Annotated in this window: 14 protein-coding genes; 5 read left to right on the top strand and 9 right to left on the bottom strand. The window is 42.0% G+C overall.

Annotation, left to right across the window (positions count from 1 at the left end):
- Window positions 1-35: 35 nt before the first annotated feature.
- The 6 genes from KP803_RS04145 to KP803_RS04120 form a co-directional block, all read right to left on the bottom strand.
- Window positions 36-1514, bottom strand: a complete 1479-nt coding sequence (locus KP803_RS04145) for a type II and III secretion system protein family protein (protein WP_248007569.1) — start codon at window positions 1512-1514, stop codon at window positions 36-38.
- An 8-nt stretch (window positions 1515-1522) separates the two neighbouring features.
- Window positions 1523-2269 carry a Flp pilus assembly protein CpaB gene (gene cpaB / locus KP803_RS04140; protein ID WP_248007568.1) on the bottom strand — a complete coding sequence of 249 codons (747 nt, stop codon included), beginning with the start codon at window positions 2267-2269 and terminating at the stop codon, window positions 1523-1525.
- Window positions 2266-3618, bottom strand: a complete 1353-nt coding sequence (locus tag KP803_RS04135) for a P-loop NTPase family protein (RefSeq protein ID WP_248007567.1) — start codon at window positions 3616-3618, stop codon at window positions 2266-2268. Before KP803_RS04135 ends, cpaB begins: the two co-directional genes overlap by 4 nt.
- Window positions 3619-3680: 62 nt before the next feature.
- On the bottom strand, window positions 3681-4211 hold the full coding sequence (locus KP803_RS04130) for an A24 family peptidase (protein ID WP_248007566.1): 531 nt from the start codon (window positions 4209-4211) through the stop codon (window positions 3681-3683).
- Between the two features lie 25 nt (window positions 4212-4236).
- Entirely contained in the window at window positions 4237-4404 is a 168-nt protein-coding gene (locus KP803_RS04125; RefSeq protein ID WP_248007565.1) for a Flp family type IVb pilin, read from the bottom strand.
- Between the two features lie 135 nt (window positions 4405-4539).
- Complete coding sequence (locus tag KP803_RS04120; protein WP_248007763.1) at window positions 4540-4731, bottom strand: Flp family type IVb pilin; 192 nt, start codon at window positions 4729-4731, stop codon at window positions 4540-4542.
- Between the two features lie 460 nt (window positions 4732-5191).
- On the opposite strand from KP803_RS04120, the gene KP803_RS04115 reads away from it, so the two are divergent.
- Together KP803_RS04115 and KP803_RS04110 are read left to right on the top strand one after the other, a co-directional pair.
- Window positions 5192-5932: a helix-turn-helix transcriptional regulator gene (locus KP803_RS04115; RefSeq protein WP_248007564.1), complete on the top strand. Its 741-nt coding sequence runs from the start codon at window positions 5192-5194 to the stop codon at window positions 5930-5932.
- Between the two features lie 133 nt (window positions 5933-6065).
- Window positions 6066-7751 (top strand): AMP-binding protein, encoded by a 1686-nt coding sequence (locus tag KP803_RS04110; protein ID WP_248007563.1) that lies wholly within the window; start codon window positions 6066-6068, stop codon window positions 7749-7751.
- Window positions 7752-7874: 123 nt separating this feature from the next.
- Here KP803_RS04110 and KP803_RS04105 read toward each other — a convergent pair whose 3' ends face one another.
- On the bottom strand, window positions 7875-8066 hold the full coding sequence (locus KP803_RS04105; protein WP_248007762.1) for a DUF1127 domain-containing protein: 192 nt from the start codon (window positions 8064-8066) through the stop codon (window positions 7875-7877).
- Window positions 8067-8186: 120 nt separating this feature from the next.
- Between KP803_RS04105 and KP803_RS04100 the strand changes: the two genes are divergently transcribed.
- Both KP803_RS04100 and KP803_RS04095 read left to right on the top strand, forming a co-directional pair.
- Entirely contained in the window at window positions 8187-9137 is a 951-nt protein-coding gene (locus tag KP803_RS04100; RefSeq protein WP_248007562.1) for a LysR substrate-binding domain-containing protein, read from the top strand.
- Window positions 9138-9193: 56 nt separating this feature from the next.
- The gene (locus KP803_RS04095; RefSeq protein ID WP_248007561.1) at window positions 9194-9406 is read left to right on the top strand and encodes a VF530 family protein; all 213 of its coding nucleotides are present in this window, start codon (window positions 9194-9196) and stop codon (window positions 9404-9406) included.
- A 109-nt stretch (window positions 9407-9515) separates the two neighbouring features.
- On the opposite strand, the gene fusA is transcribed toward KP803_RS04095, so the two are convergent.
- Together fusA and radA are read right to left on the bottom strand one after the other, a co-directional pair.
- On the bottom strand, window positions 9516-11600 hold the full coding sequence (gene fusA, locus KP803_RS04090) for an elongation factor G (protein ID WP_248007560.1): 2085 nt from the start codon (window positions 11598-11600) through the stop codon (window positions 9516-9518).
- A 236-nt stretch (window positions 11601-11836) separates the two neighbouring features.
- Window positions 11837-13216, bottom strand: a complete 1380-nt coding sequence (radA, locus tag KP803_RS04085; protein WP_248007559.1) for a DNA repair protein RadA — start codon at window positions 13214-13216, stop codon at window positions 11837-11839.
- A gap of 184 nt (window positions 13217-13400) precedes the next feature.
- Here radA and KP803_RS04080 point away from each other — a divergent pair, with 184 nt between their 5' ends.
- The gene (locus KP803_RS04080) at window positions 13401-15746 is read left to right on the top strand and encodes a PilZ domain-containing protein (protein ID WP_248007558.1); all 2346 of its coding nucleotides are present in this window, start codon (window positions 13401-13403) and stop codon (window positions 15744-15746) included.
- Window positions 15747-15771: the final 25 nt, after the last annotated feature.

Raw genomic sequence — 15771 nt, 5'->3', positions numbered from 1 at the left:
TTCCTTAGCTCTATAGTTTCTATAAACTTGTCGTCTTATAAGCTATGTCCAAACGAACCTTCCGAACCACCCTGCGCGTTATCAATAAATTCTGCAGAATTGTCCGAATTATCACTTCCTCCATTTTCGCTTGGAGGAGCAATGTACGCACCCTGACCCAATAAGTAGTATTTGACATCATTAGGCTCTACAAAGGCATCAGTAGGTAAACTCACTCTGTTCCTATCAATAGGTTTGGCCAATCTAGGGGTAACGAGAATAACCAGCTCAGTTTCACCTGAAACATACTCTTGACTGTTAAATAGCTGCCCTAACACTGGAATATCACCAAAGCCTGGCATTTTGGTGGCGACATCCCGAACGTTTTCACTTAAAAGCCCCGCTATACCGATGGTTTGCCCATCAGCCAGCTCCAATGTGGAAGAAGCGCTACGACGCGTAATAGGTGGAATCACATAGGTTCCGTTTGTGCCACCAGGACTCAAAGTTAAAGAGCTAGAATTCGCAATTTCACTCACATCGACGGCAAGATTAAGGTTAATTTTCTTATCACTAAGAACCGTTGGAATGAATTTTAAACCGACACCATATTCTTTGTATTCAATGGTTATCCCATTTTCATCAGGAACAGGGATAGGGAACTCCCCACCAGCGAGAAACTCTGCTCTTGCGCCACTTAATGCGGTGAGGTTTGGTTCAGCGAGTACTTTTGCAGCACCTGTTTGTTTAGCTATATCTAACGCAAAACTAAACACTGTATTAGCATCAACAAATGACCCTAAAAGGCCATAGTCACTTGAGCCTGGTAACCCAAAAATTGGATTGGTACCTGCTAAGGAGCTATCTAATGCACTACCTACGGATGCTCCTCCCCAGCTAAATTCAGAGCCACTGGTTTGGAAAAAGTGAAAGTTCGCATCAAATTTTCGTACTAGGCTTCGCTGCACTTCCGCCACAGTCACTTCAAGCATGACTTGTTGAGCACCACCAATCGACATCAAATTGATAACACCCGTTTTCTTAACCGTCTCACTAAGAGATTCTTTTGCTTTGTCTGCCACTTGCCCCACGGCATAAGTTTCTGCAACCCTTAATGCTACATTCATTTTTTCTTGCGAGCTGATTTGCCCACTGAGAATTAAACGGTTTTGAGCACTATGCACTTTGACACTTTCATCAGGCAGGAACTCATAGAGCTTTGCTTTGAGGCTATTGAGATCATGAGTGACTTCAATATCAATAGACTCAATCAATTGCCCTTTACTGTCCCAAGCCATCAGGTTGGTTGAACCGAGTTTTTTCCCTATCAAAAAAAGCTCATCTGATTTGAGCATCACAATATCTAACACTTCAGGATCGCCCAAGGACACACGTTTAGCTTTAGCTGATAGGTTTACGTGAGTCGATTTATGATGAGGGACCTTAACGATTTTTCCAGTTTGAGTCGACGCACTAACCACTGCCGTCGTACTCAACCAAATCAGGGTGAAGAAAACTATTATTATCTTTCTCATGGTGCACCTTAGTCCTTAACTCGAATATTAGAAGACTGCGTCCCTTTTATGATGGTGACACTCGGTGCAGGACGCCGTTTAACTACTTTTTCCTCAGGCTCGTGAGGATTTCTTAGCGTTAACTGAATGCTTCCCTTTCTTTGAGCAGTTAATAGTTTCTCAGCATCTTTGGGCGACACCTCTAATGTTACCGCTCGAACAATAACGGGGGAGTTTTCTTGAGTCTTTGCCGTCTGATCGACCGCAAGTACTTTAATATCTTTTAAAACCGTTGATGTATTGGTGTACGTTTTGCTGTATTCAATCGTGTTCAAAATATCAACGCGATTACCTGGTAGTAGGAAACCCGCTACACCAATAACATCATTCACCCGTATGGTGACGGCTCGCATATTTTCTGAGATCAAAGCAGCAAGTGTTGAACCAACCGCCCCTGAAGTGACACGTAATGGGTTTATCAACTCGCCTTGGAAAATATCAGACTCAGCGACAAGCCCAACAACCAAGCTTTCATCCACATATTGGCTCTCTTCTCGCCAATCAAGCTCCAGAAGTTTAGAGGTTAAGTGTTGTTCCTCTATAACCGTACCCGCTGGAATCGGTTGAGCCGCAATAACCACCGGCTCTCGTTCAACAACCTCAGTTTCAATCGTAGGCTGCACTTGACTGTCCATCCACTGCTTAGCAAAAAATACCGCCCCTAGGCCGAAAATAATGGATAACAGAAACAATAAAATTACTTGCTGTTTGCTCATCTAGCTCCCCCCCCTTTACCATCCGCGGTAAAGTAGACTTCCCATGCCCGAGATAGTATTTCTGGCGTAATAACGGGCTCAATGTCTTCAAATGCAATGATATCTCGGCTAATACCCACCATATCTTTGGGTAAGCAAGGATAAAAACCCACGCTATGTTGACGATGTAAACTGAATAGATTTTCAAAAACTGAAGGCGCTATGGCTAACTGTCTAACCTGAGCAATTTTTTCCCATAACGCTTGGTATTCACTGTCTTTCAATGGATAAAACTGGATCTTGTAACCTAAACGCCTTAAGAAAGCAGGATCGCTGATTTTTTCTGGATCTAAGTTACTTGAGAAGGCGAGTGTCAAAATAAATGGAATGGTAATTTGCTGGCCGTTAGGGAGCGAGAGGTGATCAAAAAAGTACTCCATAGGAACAATCCAACGGTTAAGCAGAGTGTCTACAGGCATAGGTTGTCGGCCTAAATCATCAATAATGAAGATACCGTTATTGGCCATCATCTGCAGCGGCGCCATCCAAACACGATTATGTTCGCTATGGTTAACTTCGAGCATATCCATAGTCAGCTCACCACCCACTTGAATATTTGGCCGCTCACTCAGCACCCAACGACGGTCAAACTGCTCTTTAAACAATAAACTCTGCCCGTCAGCGTTGTTATCTACTCGCTTATGATGTTGTGGTGAAAAGACTTTGATGATGTTTCCCGCCGCATAGACGGCATAAGGGATATAAACGGAAGTATTAAGAGAGTTTAAGATTCGAGTTGCTACGAATGTTTTACCAGTACCCGCATCGCCATAAAGAAGTAGCGCACGACCTGAATTAATCGCAGGTCCTAGTACTGATATCATCCTTTCAGCGCCGTAAACTTCACTAAGCGCGTGAGTGACATCGGCTTTTGTTACCACCTTCGCCCGTACGTCTTGGTCTTTGACCATTTGATCGTAATCTCTAAGTGAAACGGGGGTTGGGCCTAAATACGCATCCTTGGCAAACGCGGCATCAGCTTCTTGCATCCCTGTTTCCGACAGCCCATAACGAACGCTACCAGTAGCTTCCTGCGACATAAAGCCTTCGCTAGCCGCTTGAAACACTTCAACTAAAGATTTTTTGCGCAAATTTGCAATCATATCTTCTATCATATGACTATTAATGCACATTAATTTAGTCAGATTCAGAAGATCGGATTTTGGAAAGGCGGCGATTTGCTTAATTAGCAAGTTCTCTACAACCGCTCTAGGGACACCTAATCCTTCAAAGGAAGTAGGAACTTTAGGAGCTTTCGCTTGAGGCGTTAGCTCTTCTCTATGTTGACCTGCACTTGATGTCGTATTCACAGAGACTCCTTATTACTATTGCGTTGTACCAGTGCGACTGGATACTTCAAATAGCTGTCTCGTTAAAATAAAACTCCGCTATAAAAACTCTGCATAGCTAAACCGATAACAACGATAGGCGCAAAAGGCATTCTCAAAACTTTAGTATCATTTTTACTTATAACATTGAGTGATGTATTTGCATTCTTACCGTATGCAAAAAGCATAGTATATTTTTGAAACAGTTGTTGAAGGGAATCAGGATCTTCAGCTAGACGTATGGCTCCGTATAACAGGCCGACGATCACAGTCGATACGGCAATCCAAAAAGTGGTATTCATTAATTGCCCCCAACCGACAATAACGCCAACAATACCTAACAACTTGACGTCTCCAGGGGCCATTGCACGTAAAAAATGCAAAAGTAGAGATACTGAGAACATAACAAAACCGGCGAGCAAAGAGCTGCCAATGGTTGTCAATGGATGAACAGAAAAAGATTGGTTAATCAAGGTGACAATCAATAAATAAAATAAGGCAATATTTGGAATGCGGTGCTCTCTAGCATCGGTCGTAGCAACGATAAGTAACCCAGCCCAGATTAGGTATTCCACTCAAGCCATACCTCTATAATTTATATTAATCACTAAACATTGATTCGAAACGATCACTAATAGCGCCATAAAGAACGGTGAATAAACCAGAAAGAACAACAACTAGTAATCCAGCACTGACGATATACTCAACAACAGTTAGTCCATCTTCATCTTTAAAAAACTCAACAACACGTCCATAAGCACCTGCCATTTTCTCCTCCAAAAACTACAACGACTAACAACTGTTAGACGATTTAACAATTGTTAGTCGATCATTTTAAGAGTAGACGATAACTTATATTTTGTAGAATTTTCTATTCTCAATCAGCTTACAAACTGACTGAAATTAGCCAGCAGCAGCGTCTTCACCAATAGTACCGATTGCATCAGATAGTGCACTACTTAGACTTGAGCCTAAAGTATCAAATATTACCCCTAATCCAGCAACCAGTAGTCCAGCACCAACAACGTATTCAACAACCGTTAGTCCTTCTTCGTCGTGCATAAATGCTTTAACGTTTTTCATTAATGTATTCATCATTTGGTCTCCTTCCAAAATGCAATTTTATCTAATTGCTAACTAATAATTTAGATAGTAATAAAGTGATAAGTTAGGATTATTTTAATCTTCTTTGGTACTTTTTTATCATTGAATATCACCTATATATTACATTTAACACGCATTAGAATAGTTACATTCTGAGTTTTCTATCTATATTACAAGGAACGTTATTTACTCTTAACATCTAACAATTTGAATACCAGATACTTTTAACTCAGCAATACACGCCGACAACTATTATCCTTCAAATTCTCATAAGTGATACTTGACTCTCTTTATTTACCTTTGTTTTTTGAACAAAGATCACAAAATAAGCCTGATTTAAATTATAGATCAATCAACAATAGAAGAGATAAGTAGCCCATCTTGAATTCTCGTCACTAAAGACTAGCCTTAAACTAGCTATTAAGGACTAACTAATCTAAGGCTATATACTATGGACGTTTTACATGCAGGCCATTGGATTGGGCAATCAATTTCATACATACCAAAAGATACTCTGTTTAGTATTGAAAAATTTTTTAAAGTTATAGAGAGTGGTCATGACGTTTCAATATTGAGCGACTCTAATGTTAATGTTTGCTTCTTCTTTTACGATAAAAATAGTAACCACCCCCTTTTACTTACCGCTATTAAGCTCTGTCAAAATCTCCATAAGAACTTGATTATTATTCACAAAGGCAAAATTGAAGAGGATATTCTTAAGTTAGATATCATCTTTGAGCATTTCGATCTCAACGATTTTGATATTCATGAATGGTGCGAAAATCTTAGTCGAAATATTCTTTATCGATTTACCGATCATCAGTCAGTTCTAGAACTTCATAAAAAAGAAGTGGGACTTAAGAATCAAGCCATTAGTAAAGATATCATTGAAGTACTGCGCTATATCGATAGCAATATCGCCAAGCCAATTAGAGAAGAAGATATCGCAGACTTTTGCCACTATTCTGTCAGCTACTTTTCTAAAGTCTTTCATAACTCGGTCGGGATCAGTTTCAGAGATTACCTCACTACCAAGCGAATCGAACTAGCAAAACAACTTCTACAAGATGATAAAAAGAACAAGATAGCGGTGATCGCCTACCAATGTGGTTATAACGACGTTTCCTACTTCTCACGTATTTTTAAAAAGAAAACGGGAATATCTCCCGGTGTTTTCAGGCAGTTTCATTAGATAGATCACTCTAATTGATCAAAAAAACTTCATCTTCTTTCACCTCCTTTGTACGCATGCTAGTGTTAACTTGTGATTAACAATTGAATAACATAATAAATAATGCATCACTTCTAATACATGGAGTTAGAGAATGATTCAGCCTAATCAAATGACAAAACCAACCTGCACTCTTCCCCCACCAAATGAACTCATCTTAAAGTGGGCTCAAGAGCGCCCCAATGAGATTTACCTGAAGCAAATTATCAATCGAGAGTTTGTTGAATTTACCTATGCAGAGGTCGCAGATAAAGCGCTGCGACTTGTTAGCGCATTAAACAAGCTTGGGGCAACTCCCGGTGATAAAGTCGCACTTGTTTCTAAAAACTGTGCCGAATGGTTCATCTGTGATTTAGCCATGATGCTTGGCGACTTTGTTAGCGTTCCTATTTTTCCAACCGCGGGCGCTGAGACCATCGAATACTGCGCGACGCATAGTGAAAGCAAATTTATCATTGCAGGTAAATTAGATGATTCGAAAGCCACTCAACAGGTTCTTTCTAATCAGCCAGATATTATTAGCATTGCGCTCCCTTATGACAGCGCTCCAAATTGCCAATATCAATTTGAAGATCTTATTCGCGATACAGAACCTTCAACTTTCCGCCCTGAGCATTGTGACGATAAACTCATGTCTTTGGTTTATACCTCTGGTACATCAGGCCAACCAAAAGGGGCAATGCTAACCTATGGTGCCTTTAACTGGTCAGTTCAACAGCTCGTGAATCATATTGGCATTCGAGATGATGACAGACTGTTTTCCTATCTGCCTCTTGCTCACATTACAGAAAGAGTCTACATTTTTGGTTGCTCAATATCTGGCGGCGTTCAAACAGCATTCCCTGAATCTTTAGATACTTTTATTGAAGATGTAAAAATGCAGCGACCGACGCTATTTATCTCTGTACCTAGACTCTGGACGCTTTTCCAACAGCGTATTCAAGATAAATTACCACCGAAGAAACTAAACTTACTGCTGAAGATCCCATTTGTTAATAGCCTGATTAAGAAGAAACTGGCCGATGGTCTGGGTTTAGATCAAGCCCGAGTCTTAGGCTGTGGTTCGGCACCTGTTTCTGCCGCACTTCTCGAATGGTACCGAAGCGTCGGGCTCAATATTACTGAAGCATGGGGAATGACCGAATCGTTTGCTTATAGCACCATTAATTACCCATTTAGAGCCGATAAAATTGGCACCGTGGGTGATGCAGGGCCGGGAATCGAACTTAAAATCGCTCAAGACAGCGAAATCATGGTTCGCGGTAAAGGGATGTTTTCTGGCTACTATAAAAATGATATTGCAACAAAAGAGTCATTTGATGATGAAGGCTGGCTTCATACTGGTGATATCGGCTCAATCGACCCTGAGGGGTATCTTTCTATACAAGGCCGTAAAAAAGACACCTTTAAAACGGCGAAAGGTAAGTTCGTCGCCCCGGTTCCTATCGAGAAAAAACTGTTTGAATACAGCCGCGTAGAAATGATGTGTCTTATTGGGCTTGGTCTTCCAGGGCCAATTTTACTTGTCGTCCCGCATGACTTTCCTAACTTTGATAGAAAGCGTTATGAACGGACAACAGAGCGCGTAATTGAAAAAATGAACGCTCAACTTGGCTCTCATGAAAAAATCAAAGGCGTACTCATGGTTAAGGAACCATGGAGCATCGAAAATAACGTACTAACACCAACGCTTAAAATTAAACGTCATATCCTAGAGCAAAAATATCATGAGTTAGGTGCTGATTGGCCAAAGGATAAACTGGTGATTTGGGAAGAGTAGAAACCACAAAATTTATCATTTATTAATAAAAAACCTCAGCGCAAACACATTGCGCTGAGGGCTTGCTAGACAGGAAGGTTAGCAAATTAATTATGCAGAGCACTTCACTACTCTCTTAAATACCTAGTTCCAAAATCGACGATTACTTTCAAAATTTGCCTGCTCTCGGTTTAAACCAATATCCGCTAGCATATGCGGAGATAACTCTGCCAACTGTTTTCGAGAGCGTGATCTTTGTGACCATCTCTTAATTAAAGAAAAGAATGCCTTAATTAAATTAACTGAGGGTTGGCTTGTTGTGATTGTTCTGTTCATGACTGAAGTATTCATAGCGCTTGTTCTCCCTTGATTAACTTTGTTGACAAGGTTAATAATCAACCATTATGGTTAGACAAACAAACGATAGAAATTAGCATTGAGTTAAGGAAAACTAATGTGAAAGAACGAATGCCTCCATTTCAAGGAATCTACTACTTTTATACCGCCGCAGAAGTGGGTAGCTTTAAGGCAGCAGCAAAACAGCTTTTTGTTACTGCTGCTGCGATCAGCCAGCAAATTCGGCTACTTGAAGATTGGGTCGGAACCGATCTCTTCATACGTCAACACCGGAAAGTGGTATTAACCCATGAAGGGGAGGTGCTCTACCAACAAGCGAAAAAAGGCTTCGCTCACCTTCAAGATGGTATTCGGCAGATAAACCAAGATCCAAACCCTACTCAGCTTTCTATTTCAACCCTTCCCTCGTTTGCTCAACATTGGTTAGTACCACGCCTAGGAGAATTTAAGGAGCTGCATCCTGAACTTTCCATGTTAATAGAACCCACCAATCAACTCGTTTCATTTCAAGATTCCGGTGTTGATATTTGCATTCGCTACGGTGAAGGAAACTATCCGAATATAGAGAGTCGTTGGTTAATGGATGATGTTATCTACCCAGTCTGTCACCCAATCTACCAAGAGAAGCACGGTATTTTCGACGTGAAGGATCTGCATAGAGCAGAGCTCATCGAGGATAGATGGCCAGATATGGATTGGCAATTGTGGTTAGGTACTGTTGGAGCAAAAGCAGGACACTCTACCTTGCAGTATGACGGTTCTCACTTTGTACTTGAAGGGGCTTTAGCGGTTCAGGGCGTTGCCTTAGTGAAGCATAGCCTTGCACTGCGTTACCTTGAAGAAGGAAAACTGGTTCGCATCAGTAATATCGCCCTCAAGCCTCGCTATAGCTATTATTTATGTGCACCTTCTGGGTATTTTCGTCGTGAGAAGATCGTCTTATTTGAAAAGTGGATGAAGCAACAAGCTGATCTTTTCTCTCCTCGTGGGAAAAGCGACTTAGACATCAAAGAGAGTGACTACGCACTGAAATGGAAAAGGTCGAAATAGCCAAGAGTTGTTATACTATTGCTTATTAAGTACGTCTAAACTAACACTGAGAACATATGACACAAGAAAATAACCCTCTACACGGAATTACTCTACAAAAGCTACTGACGGAACTTGTCGAGCATTATGGTTGGGAAGAGTTAAGCCGTATGGTTAATATTAACTGCTTTAAAAGCGATCCTAGCATTAAATCAAGTCTTAAGTTTCTGCGAAAAACGGACTGGGCGAGAACTAAAGTTGAACAGATCTATATAGACTTAAAACGCTAGGCAATATCAAGGGTACGAAGAACCCCTTTATAGAGTCACTCGTTATTAGAAAACAAAAAGCCCCACTAGCTTTCACTAGTGGGGCTTTTAAGTTAGAGATTAAAAACGATTATTTCTTAGCGTTTTCTTCTTTAACTTTAGCGATTACTTCTTCAGCAACGTTTGCTGGACAAGGCGAGTATTGTAGGAATTCCATAGAGAATTGACCACGGCCTGAAGTAATAGTACGTAGGTGACCGATGTAGCCGAACATCTCAGAAAGAGGTACGTCAGCTTTAATACGAACACCCGTTACGCCAGCTTGTTGATCTTTGATCATGCCACGACGACGGTTAAGGTCACCGATAACATCACCAACGTGATCGTCTGGAGTAAATACGTCAACGTTCATGATTGGCTCAAGAAGTTGTGCGCCAGCTTTAGGCATAGATTGACGGAATGCACCTTTCGCTGCGATTTCAAATGCGATTGCAGATGAATCGACTGCGTGGAAGCCACCATCGAATAGCTCTACTTCAACATCTAGAGTTGGGAAACCAGCAAGAACACCGTTTTCCATCATGCCGCCGAAACCTTTCTCAACTGCAGGCCAGAATTCTTTAGGAACGTTACCGCCCACAACAATTGACTTGAATGAGAAACCAGAACCAGGTTCGCCAGGCTTGATACGGTAATCGATCTTACCGAATTGACCAGAACCACCAGACTGTTTCTTATGCGTGTAGCTATCTTCAATTGCTTTAGTGATAGTTTCACGGTATGCAACTTGAGGAGCACCTACTGTTAGGTCAACGCCGTATGTACGCTTAAGGATATCTACCTTGATGTCTAGGTGGAGTTCACCCATGCCTTTCAGGATAGTTTCGCCAGTTTCTTCGTCAGTTTCAACTTGGAAAGATGGATCTTCTGCAACCATTTTACCGATAGCAATACCCATTTTCTCAGAACCGCCTTTATCTTTTGGAGATACAGCGATAGAGATTACTGGAGTTGGGAATACCATTGGCTCAAGCGTTACTTGGTGCTTAGGATCACATAGAGTGTGACCTGTTTGAACATTCTTCATACCAACGATCGCAATGATGTCACCAGCTTGTGCGCTAGTTAGTTCGTTACGGTCATCAGCTTGCATCTCAACCATACGGCCAACACGCTCTGTTTTACCAGTGAATGAGTTCAAGATAGTGTCGCCTTTGTTCAATTTACCAGAGTAAATACGAACGAAAGTTAGAGCACCGAAGCGATCATCCATAATTTTGAATGCTAGCGCTTTGAATGTTTCGTCAGCAGAAACGATAGCGTGCTCGCCAGTTTCTTCGCCTTCTTCATTCATTAGTGGTTGAGGATCAACTTCAGTTGGAGCTGGTAGGTAATCTACAACAGCGTCAAGAACGATTTGTACGCCCTTGTTCTTAAATGCTGAACCACAATATGTTGGGAAGAATGCTAGGTCACGAGTACCTTTACGGATACAACGCTTAAGGTCTTCGATCGAAGGCTCTTCACCTTCCATGTAAGCTTCCATTAGGTCATCGTCTTGCTCTACAGCAGTTTCGATTAGCTCTTCACGGTATTGCTCAACGTCATCTACCATGTCCGCAGGAACATCTAAGATTTCGTAGTTTTCAGGAAGACCAGTGTCATCCCAAACGTATGCTTTTCTGCTTAGTAGGTCTACAACACCAACGAAGTCATCTTCACGACCAATTGGTAGTACCATTACTAGAGGGTTTGCACCTAGAACGTTTTTAACCTGGTCAACAACGTTGTAGAAGTCTGCACCCATACGGTCTAACTTGTTAACGAAGATCAGACGAGATACTTCTGATTCGTTAGCGTAACGCCAGTTAGTTTCTGATTGAGGCTCAACACCACCAGAACCACAGAATACACCGATACCGCCATCAAGTACTTTCAGTGAACGGTATACTTCTACTGTGAAGTCAACGTGTCCAGGAGTATCGATAACGTTTAGACGGTGACCGTTCCAAAAACAGCTTACTGCTGCTGATTGGATAGTAATTCCGCGCTCGGCTTCCTGTTCCATGAAGTCGGTAGTAGATTCACCATCATGAACTTCACCAGTTTTGTGAATCTGGCCAGTAAGTTTAAGGATACGCTCAGTTGTAGTGGTTTTACCCGCATCAACGTGCGCGAAAATACCAATATTTCTGTATTTTGATAAATCAGTCATCGTTTTACTCTGTTAATAGGATATAAATTGCGCGCAGAGTATACCACAATCCGTCAAGACTGATACCCTTGCGTGTATGAGATAATAAAAAACTTTTATAGGCTACTGCGCGGTTAAGTTCAATAATAAGGACAAAAATAATGCCCTTTATTACCTTTGGTGCTTATTAAGCAGCCATATTGAGCGTAGTCTATTTTGGCTTGGACAAATTTACAAACCTTATTATTGATTCTGCCTTACAGCTCATCAAATGCAGCAAGTGCATCCGATAGCTTTTTAACACCATGAATTTGCATACCTTCAATGCCATTTTTAGGCATATTCGCCGCAGGAACGATGGCTCTTTTAAATCCGTGCTTAAACGCTTCCATTAATCGTTCTTGGCCACTCGGCACCGGTCGAATCTCCCCTGCTAACCCGACTTCACCAAAAACCACCACATCTTTTGGTAGTGGTCTGTCTTTAAAGCTAGAGAGTAATGCCATCAACAAGGCTAAGTCTGCACTGGTTTCTGTGACTTTAACGCCACCAACAACGTTAACAAACACATCTTGATCAGCCATTTGTAAGCCGCCGTGTTTATGTAATACCGCCAACAATAGAGACAAACGGTTTTGGTCTAAACCTACCGATACACGTCTTGGGTTGGCTAATTGTGAGTAATCGACCAAGGCTTGAATTTCCACCAAGAGTGGGCGTGTTCCTTCCCACACAACCATCACCGAGCTGCCCGATGTCTCTTCTTCTCCGCGAGAAAGGAAAATCGCAGAAGGGTTACTGACTTCTTTAAGCCCCTGCCCCGTCATGGCAAATACACCCAACTCATTCACCGCGCCAAAACGGTTTTTATGGCTACGCATGGTTCGAAAACGGCTATCTGTACCGCCATCAAGCAGAACTGAACAGTCGATAATATGCTCAAGCACTTTAGGCCCAGCTAAGGTGCCATCTTTGGTAACGTGGCCCACTATAAAGACAGCAACGTTATTTTGTTTAGCGTATCGTGTCAGCATAGTCGCGGATTCTCTTACCTGAGCAACACTACCAGGAGAGGATTGCACGTCAGCAACGTGCATAACCTGTATAGAATCAATGACCATAATGCGTGGCTGTTCTTTTTCTGCGATCTGACAGATTTTGTCTACGTTAGTTTCTGAAAGCATCTTTAAATGCTCTTTAGGAAGCCCTAAACGCGATGCACGCATGGCCACTTGTTGTAAGGATTCCTCACCCGTTACGTAGAGCGTTGGCATTTGAGCAGAGAGCAGGCACATGGTTTGCAGAAGTAGCGTTGATTTACCCGCACCAGGGTTACCACCTATAAGAATGGCCGCTCCAGGCACAACGCCACCACCTAACACGCGATCGAGCTCCTTAAAACCACTACTAAACCGAGGAACCTCTTGAAGATCAATATCAGAAAGAACCTGAACTTTAGATTCATTGATACCACCTGCATATCCCGTTAAACGCTCATTGCGCGCAACGGTAGGTGATGCCGCCAAACGAACTTCGGTTATCGTGTTCCAAGCCCCACAAGCATTACATTGCCCTTGCCAGCGGGGAAAATCCGCTCCACAATCGTTACAAACGTATGCGCGTTTTGCCTTAGCCATGTTTCCTCGATCTACTAAACTGTTTAATAAGCGCTTATCAGAATGACTGGCTCTTATTTAATTATAAATGTGTGACATATTGAGTACTGGATTACATCCCCAGTCACTTGGTAAATGAACATACGGCTAAAGATCACGGTGATTTTGCCGATGTTAATGTAACGGACTACTCTAACAGAAAACTATGCAGCAATCTGAAATTCTATCTATCGCAGAGAGACTTATCCCCGCCTTTCATTCGGAGGACTTTGATTACCTTTTGTCACAGATGACAGAGGGCGAACCACCGTCCGCTAAACTCTTAATAAAGATGGAATTAAATAGAGTCATGGCACCGTGTACGAAGCCCATTGATCTACGTGGTCGAGTACAAGGTGAATGTCGTGAATACGAACTTGATGGCTTGAAACACTGGCTTGATGATGTCGCCTTTAATGCCTACCACAAAAACTTCAAGAAGTTTAACGGGTATACTGAAGGGATGTGGGAAGCGTTAATCAATACCAAAAATAACTTCCGAGTGATGAAGAAAAACGGCATTGCAACGCAAAAAGAACTGTCTGCTGAAAGTAGCCCATTTCATGTTGAGCCTATCACACTTGGCTACGATCTAAAGCGTCAAGAGAATCGTCTAAAAGTCTATTCTCAAGTTGAGATCACGCTACAAAATCAGCAGCTGGTTCACGCCGTCAGCATCGATCTCTCTCCATCAGGCGCAAAATTTAAAGTCCCAGCGGCGATCAACTACAAGCTAGGTGAAATGATTAGCGTCTCATTTATCGAGCTAAGAAAGTCATCAGAGATAGAAGAGATCACGCTTCCGCTCAATTATAGAGTAGTGGGCATTGATGACAGTTACGAGAATGATGCAGTTAAGTTCATCCGGGCTCTCAAAGTTTCGGAATCGGATGTTATTAACCAGATAATTGAAGAGTCGCTACAGAGTACTTCACAAAAAGTGCGTCATGACAATCAAGATAAAATCATCAGAGCGCGTACCCGTGGTTATGAACACACCTACTTAAAGCATACGTGTAACTTACCACTATTTTTTAGTGGCAGTGAACTCAAGCTAGTACTGATGACCGAGAATAACCGGCCAATTTGGAATTACTGGCAAGACGAACGAAATCAGCAGGCACTCGGCTCTTTATTTAACCAAGAACGTATCTCTTTACTCGCCAAAGCAGGGATTCGTGGCAGCAGCAACACTCTCTACTCATTTACTCACGAGCATGAAGGTAAGTCTCTGTTTTTCTCGATGATGATGCCGGAGGCGTCTCGTGAAGAGCGGCAGCTATTTTGGCATGTGGGCGCTCGACGAAAAAGTTGGAAAGCGTTTAAAATTTCTATTTTTGAACTATCGAGCCCTGAGTGCCAGCAACTCGCTCAACATGCAAATGAACTTGGTATTGATACGGCAGCATTGTCGCACTGCGGAATACTCCAAGAGATAGCTGACGCAGATTCAGCGGCTGACTACCTCTTTACGGAAAAGCCCAAACTACCAAGCAAGACGTTAAACCGTTTTCGTCATACTCGTCAGATTATTGGCAATCCAACGTCAATCTATTTTGATGCTAAATCACGTAGAAAAGAGCCACGTTATCAGTTCAAATCTCCCATTGAACTCACTACTCGGTTAGGCGAAAGTTACCAAGGTCATACGCTTGATCTCTCAAAACATGGGCTAAGTATTCATCTTGAAACACCTAGTGCTATCAAAGCGGATGATTTCTGTACAGTCAATTTACGTGAGCTACAGCTCTACGACAAAGCACTCCCACTGAGTGAAGTGCCTTATCAAGTAATACGTGTTGGTGCTGATAATCAGCAAATTCAAATGAGTATCGATGACTCTCAGCAAAACCTACGAACCATCGGCTTCTTTGACCGCTTAATAAAGCACAACCAGAAAAAGCTACCACAAAAGAAAGAATTACTGCCTAGTAATGAGTTACTCGAAGGGCTGCACGATATTTTGTTGGATAAGATGGTGAGTAACCCTGTCTTTGTTGAAAAGGTCAAAGGAACGCTTGTTCCTAGAGTTATTGGAATCAATTACCCTCTCCCTCCTCATTTAGTCTTAATGGCAAGACTGGGAGTCGAAAAACAATTCTCACTTGAGCCTATCTATAAAGGCAGAATGAATACGCTTCTTTCTGTACCAATGAAACGACTAGAAGGCGCAGAGCCTCAATACCATGAGGTCTATATCTCCGCACTTATTTTTGGGAACAGAATTCAGTCACTGCAAACCAAGTTAAGTAGTGAATTTGAGAATAATCGAGAACGGCTCATATTTATAAAGAAAGCGATGAGCGTTGGGGAGTTCTATGTATTAAGAGTCTCCGGAGCGCCAATATTCGAACCTTTAACCAATCTACTCAAGGCTGATATTGAAGAGTTGACTCAAATTAGTATGCACCAAGCCCGAAGCTTAGAGAAAGAGATAGGCTCAACTGTGGGCTATGGTGAGATTGTCGATATTACCGACGAAGTTCTGGTTCGATTAGAATTGACCCAGTAATCAATCTAAATTTTATCTTAACGAG

This window comes from Vibrio amylolyticus, assembly GCF_023145695.1.
Taxonomy (GTDB): domain Bacteria; phylum Pseudomonadota; class Gammaproteobacteria; order Enterobacterales; family Vibrionaceae; genus Vibrio; species Vibrio amylolyticus.
Note: the sequence above shows the minus strand (reverse complement) of the source record. Positions and strands in the feature narration are given on the sequence as shown.

What these genes read in the sequence shown, in the direction of transcription:
- KP803_RS04110 (WP_248007563.1), top strand. Translation starts at nt 6,066, where the DNA reads ATGATTCAGCCTAATCAAATGACAAAACCAACCTGCACTCTTCCCCCA.
- cpaB (WP_248007568.1), bottom strand. Translation starts at nt 2,269, where the DNA reads ATGAGCAAACAGCAAGTAATTTTATTGTTTCTGTTATCCATTATTTTC.
- KP803_RS04125 (WP_248007565.1), bottom strand. Translation starts at nt 4,404, where the DNA reads ATGGCAGGTGCTTATGGACGTGTTGTTGAGTTTTTTAAAGATGAAGAT.
- KP803_RS04120 (WP_248007763.1), bottom strand. Translation starts at nt 4,731, where the DNA reads ATGAATACATTAATGAAAAACGTTAAAGCATTTATGCACGACGAAGAA.
- KP803_RS04095 (WP_248007561.1), top strand. Translation starts at nt 9,194, where the DNA reads ATGACACAAGAAAATAACCCTCTACACGGAATTACTCTACAAAAGCTA.
- KP803_RS04145 (WP_248007569.1), bottom strand. Translation starts at nt 1,514, where the DNA reads ATGAGAAAGATAATAATAGTTTTCTTCACCCTGATTTGGTTGAGTACG.
- KP803_RS04115 (WP_248007564.1), top strand. Translation starts at nt 5,192, where the DNA reads ATGGACGTTTTACATGCAGGCCATTGGATTGGGCAATCAATTTCATAC.
- KP803_RS04080 (WP_248007558.1), top strand. Translation starts at nt 13,401, where the DNA reads ATGCAGCAATCTGAAATTCTATCTATCGCAGAGAGACTTATCCCCGCC.
- fusA (WP_248007560.1), bottom strand. Translation starts at nt 11,600, where the DNA reads ATGACTGATTTATCAAAATACAGAAATATTGGTATTTTCGCGCACGTT.
- radA (WP_248007559.1), bottom strand. Translation starts at nt 13,216, where the DNA reads ATGGCTAAGGCAAAACGCGCATACGTTTGTAACGATTGTGGAGCGGAT.
- KP803_RS04105 (WP_248007762.1), bottom strand. Translation starts at nt 8,066, where the DNA reads ATGAACAGAACAATCACAACAAGCCAACCCTCAGTTAATTTAATTAAG.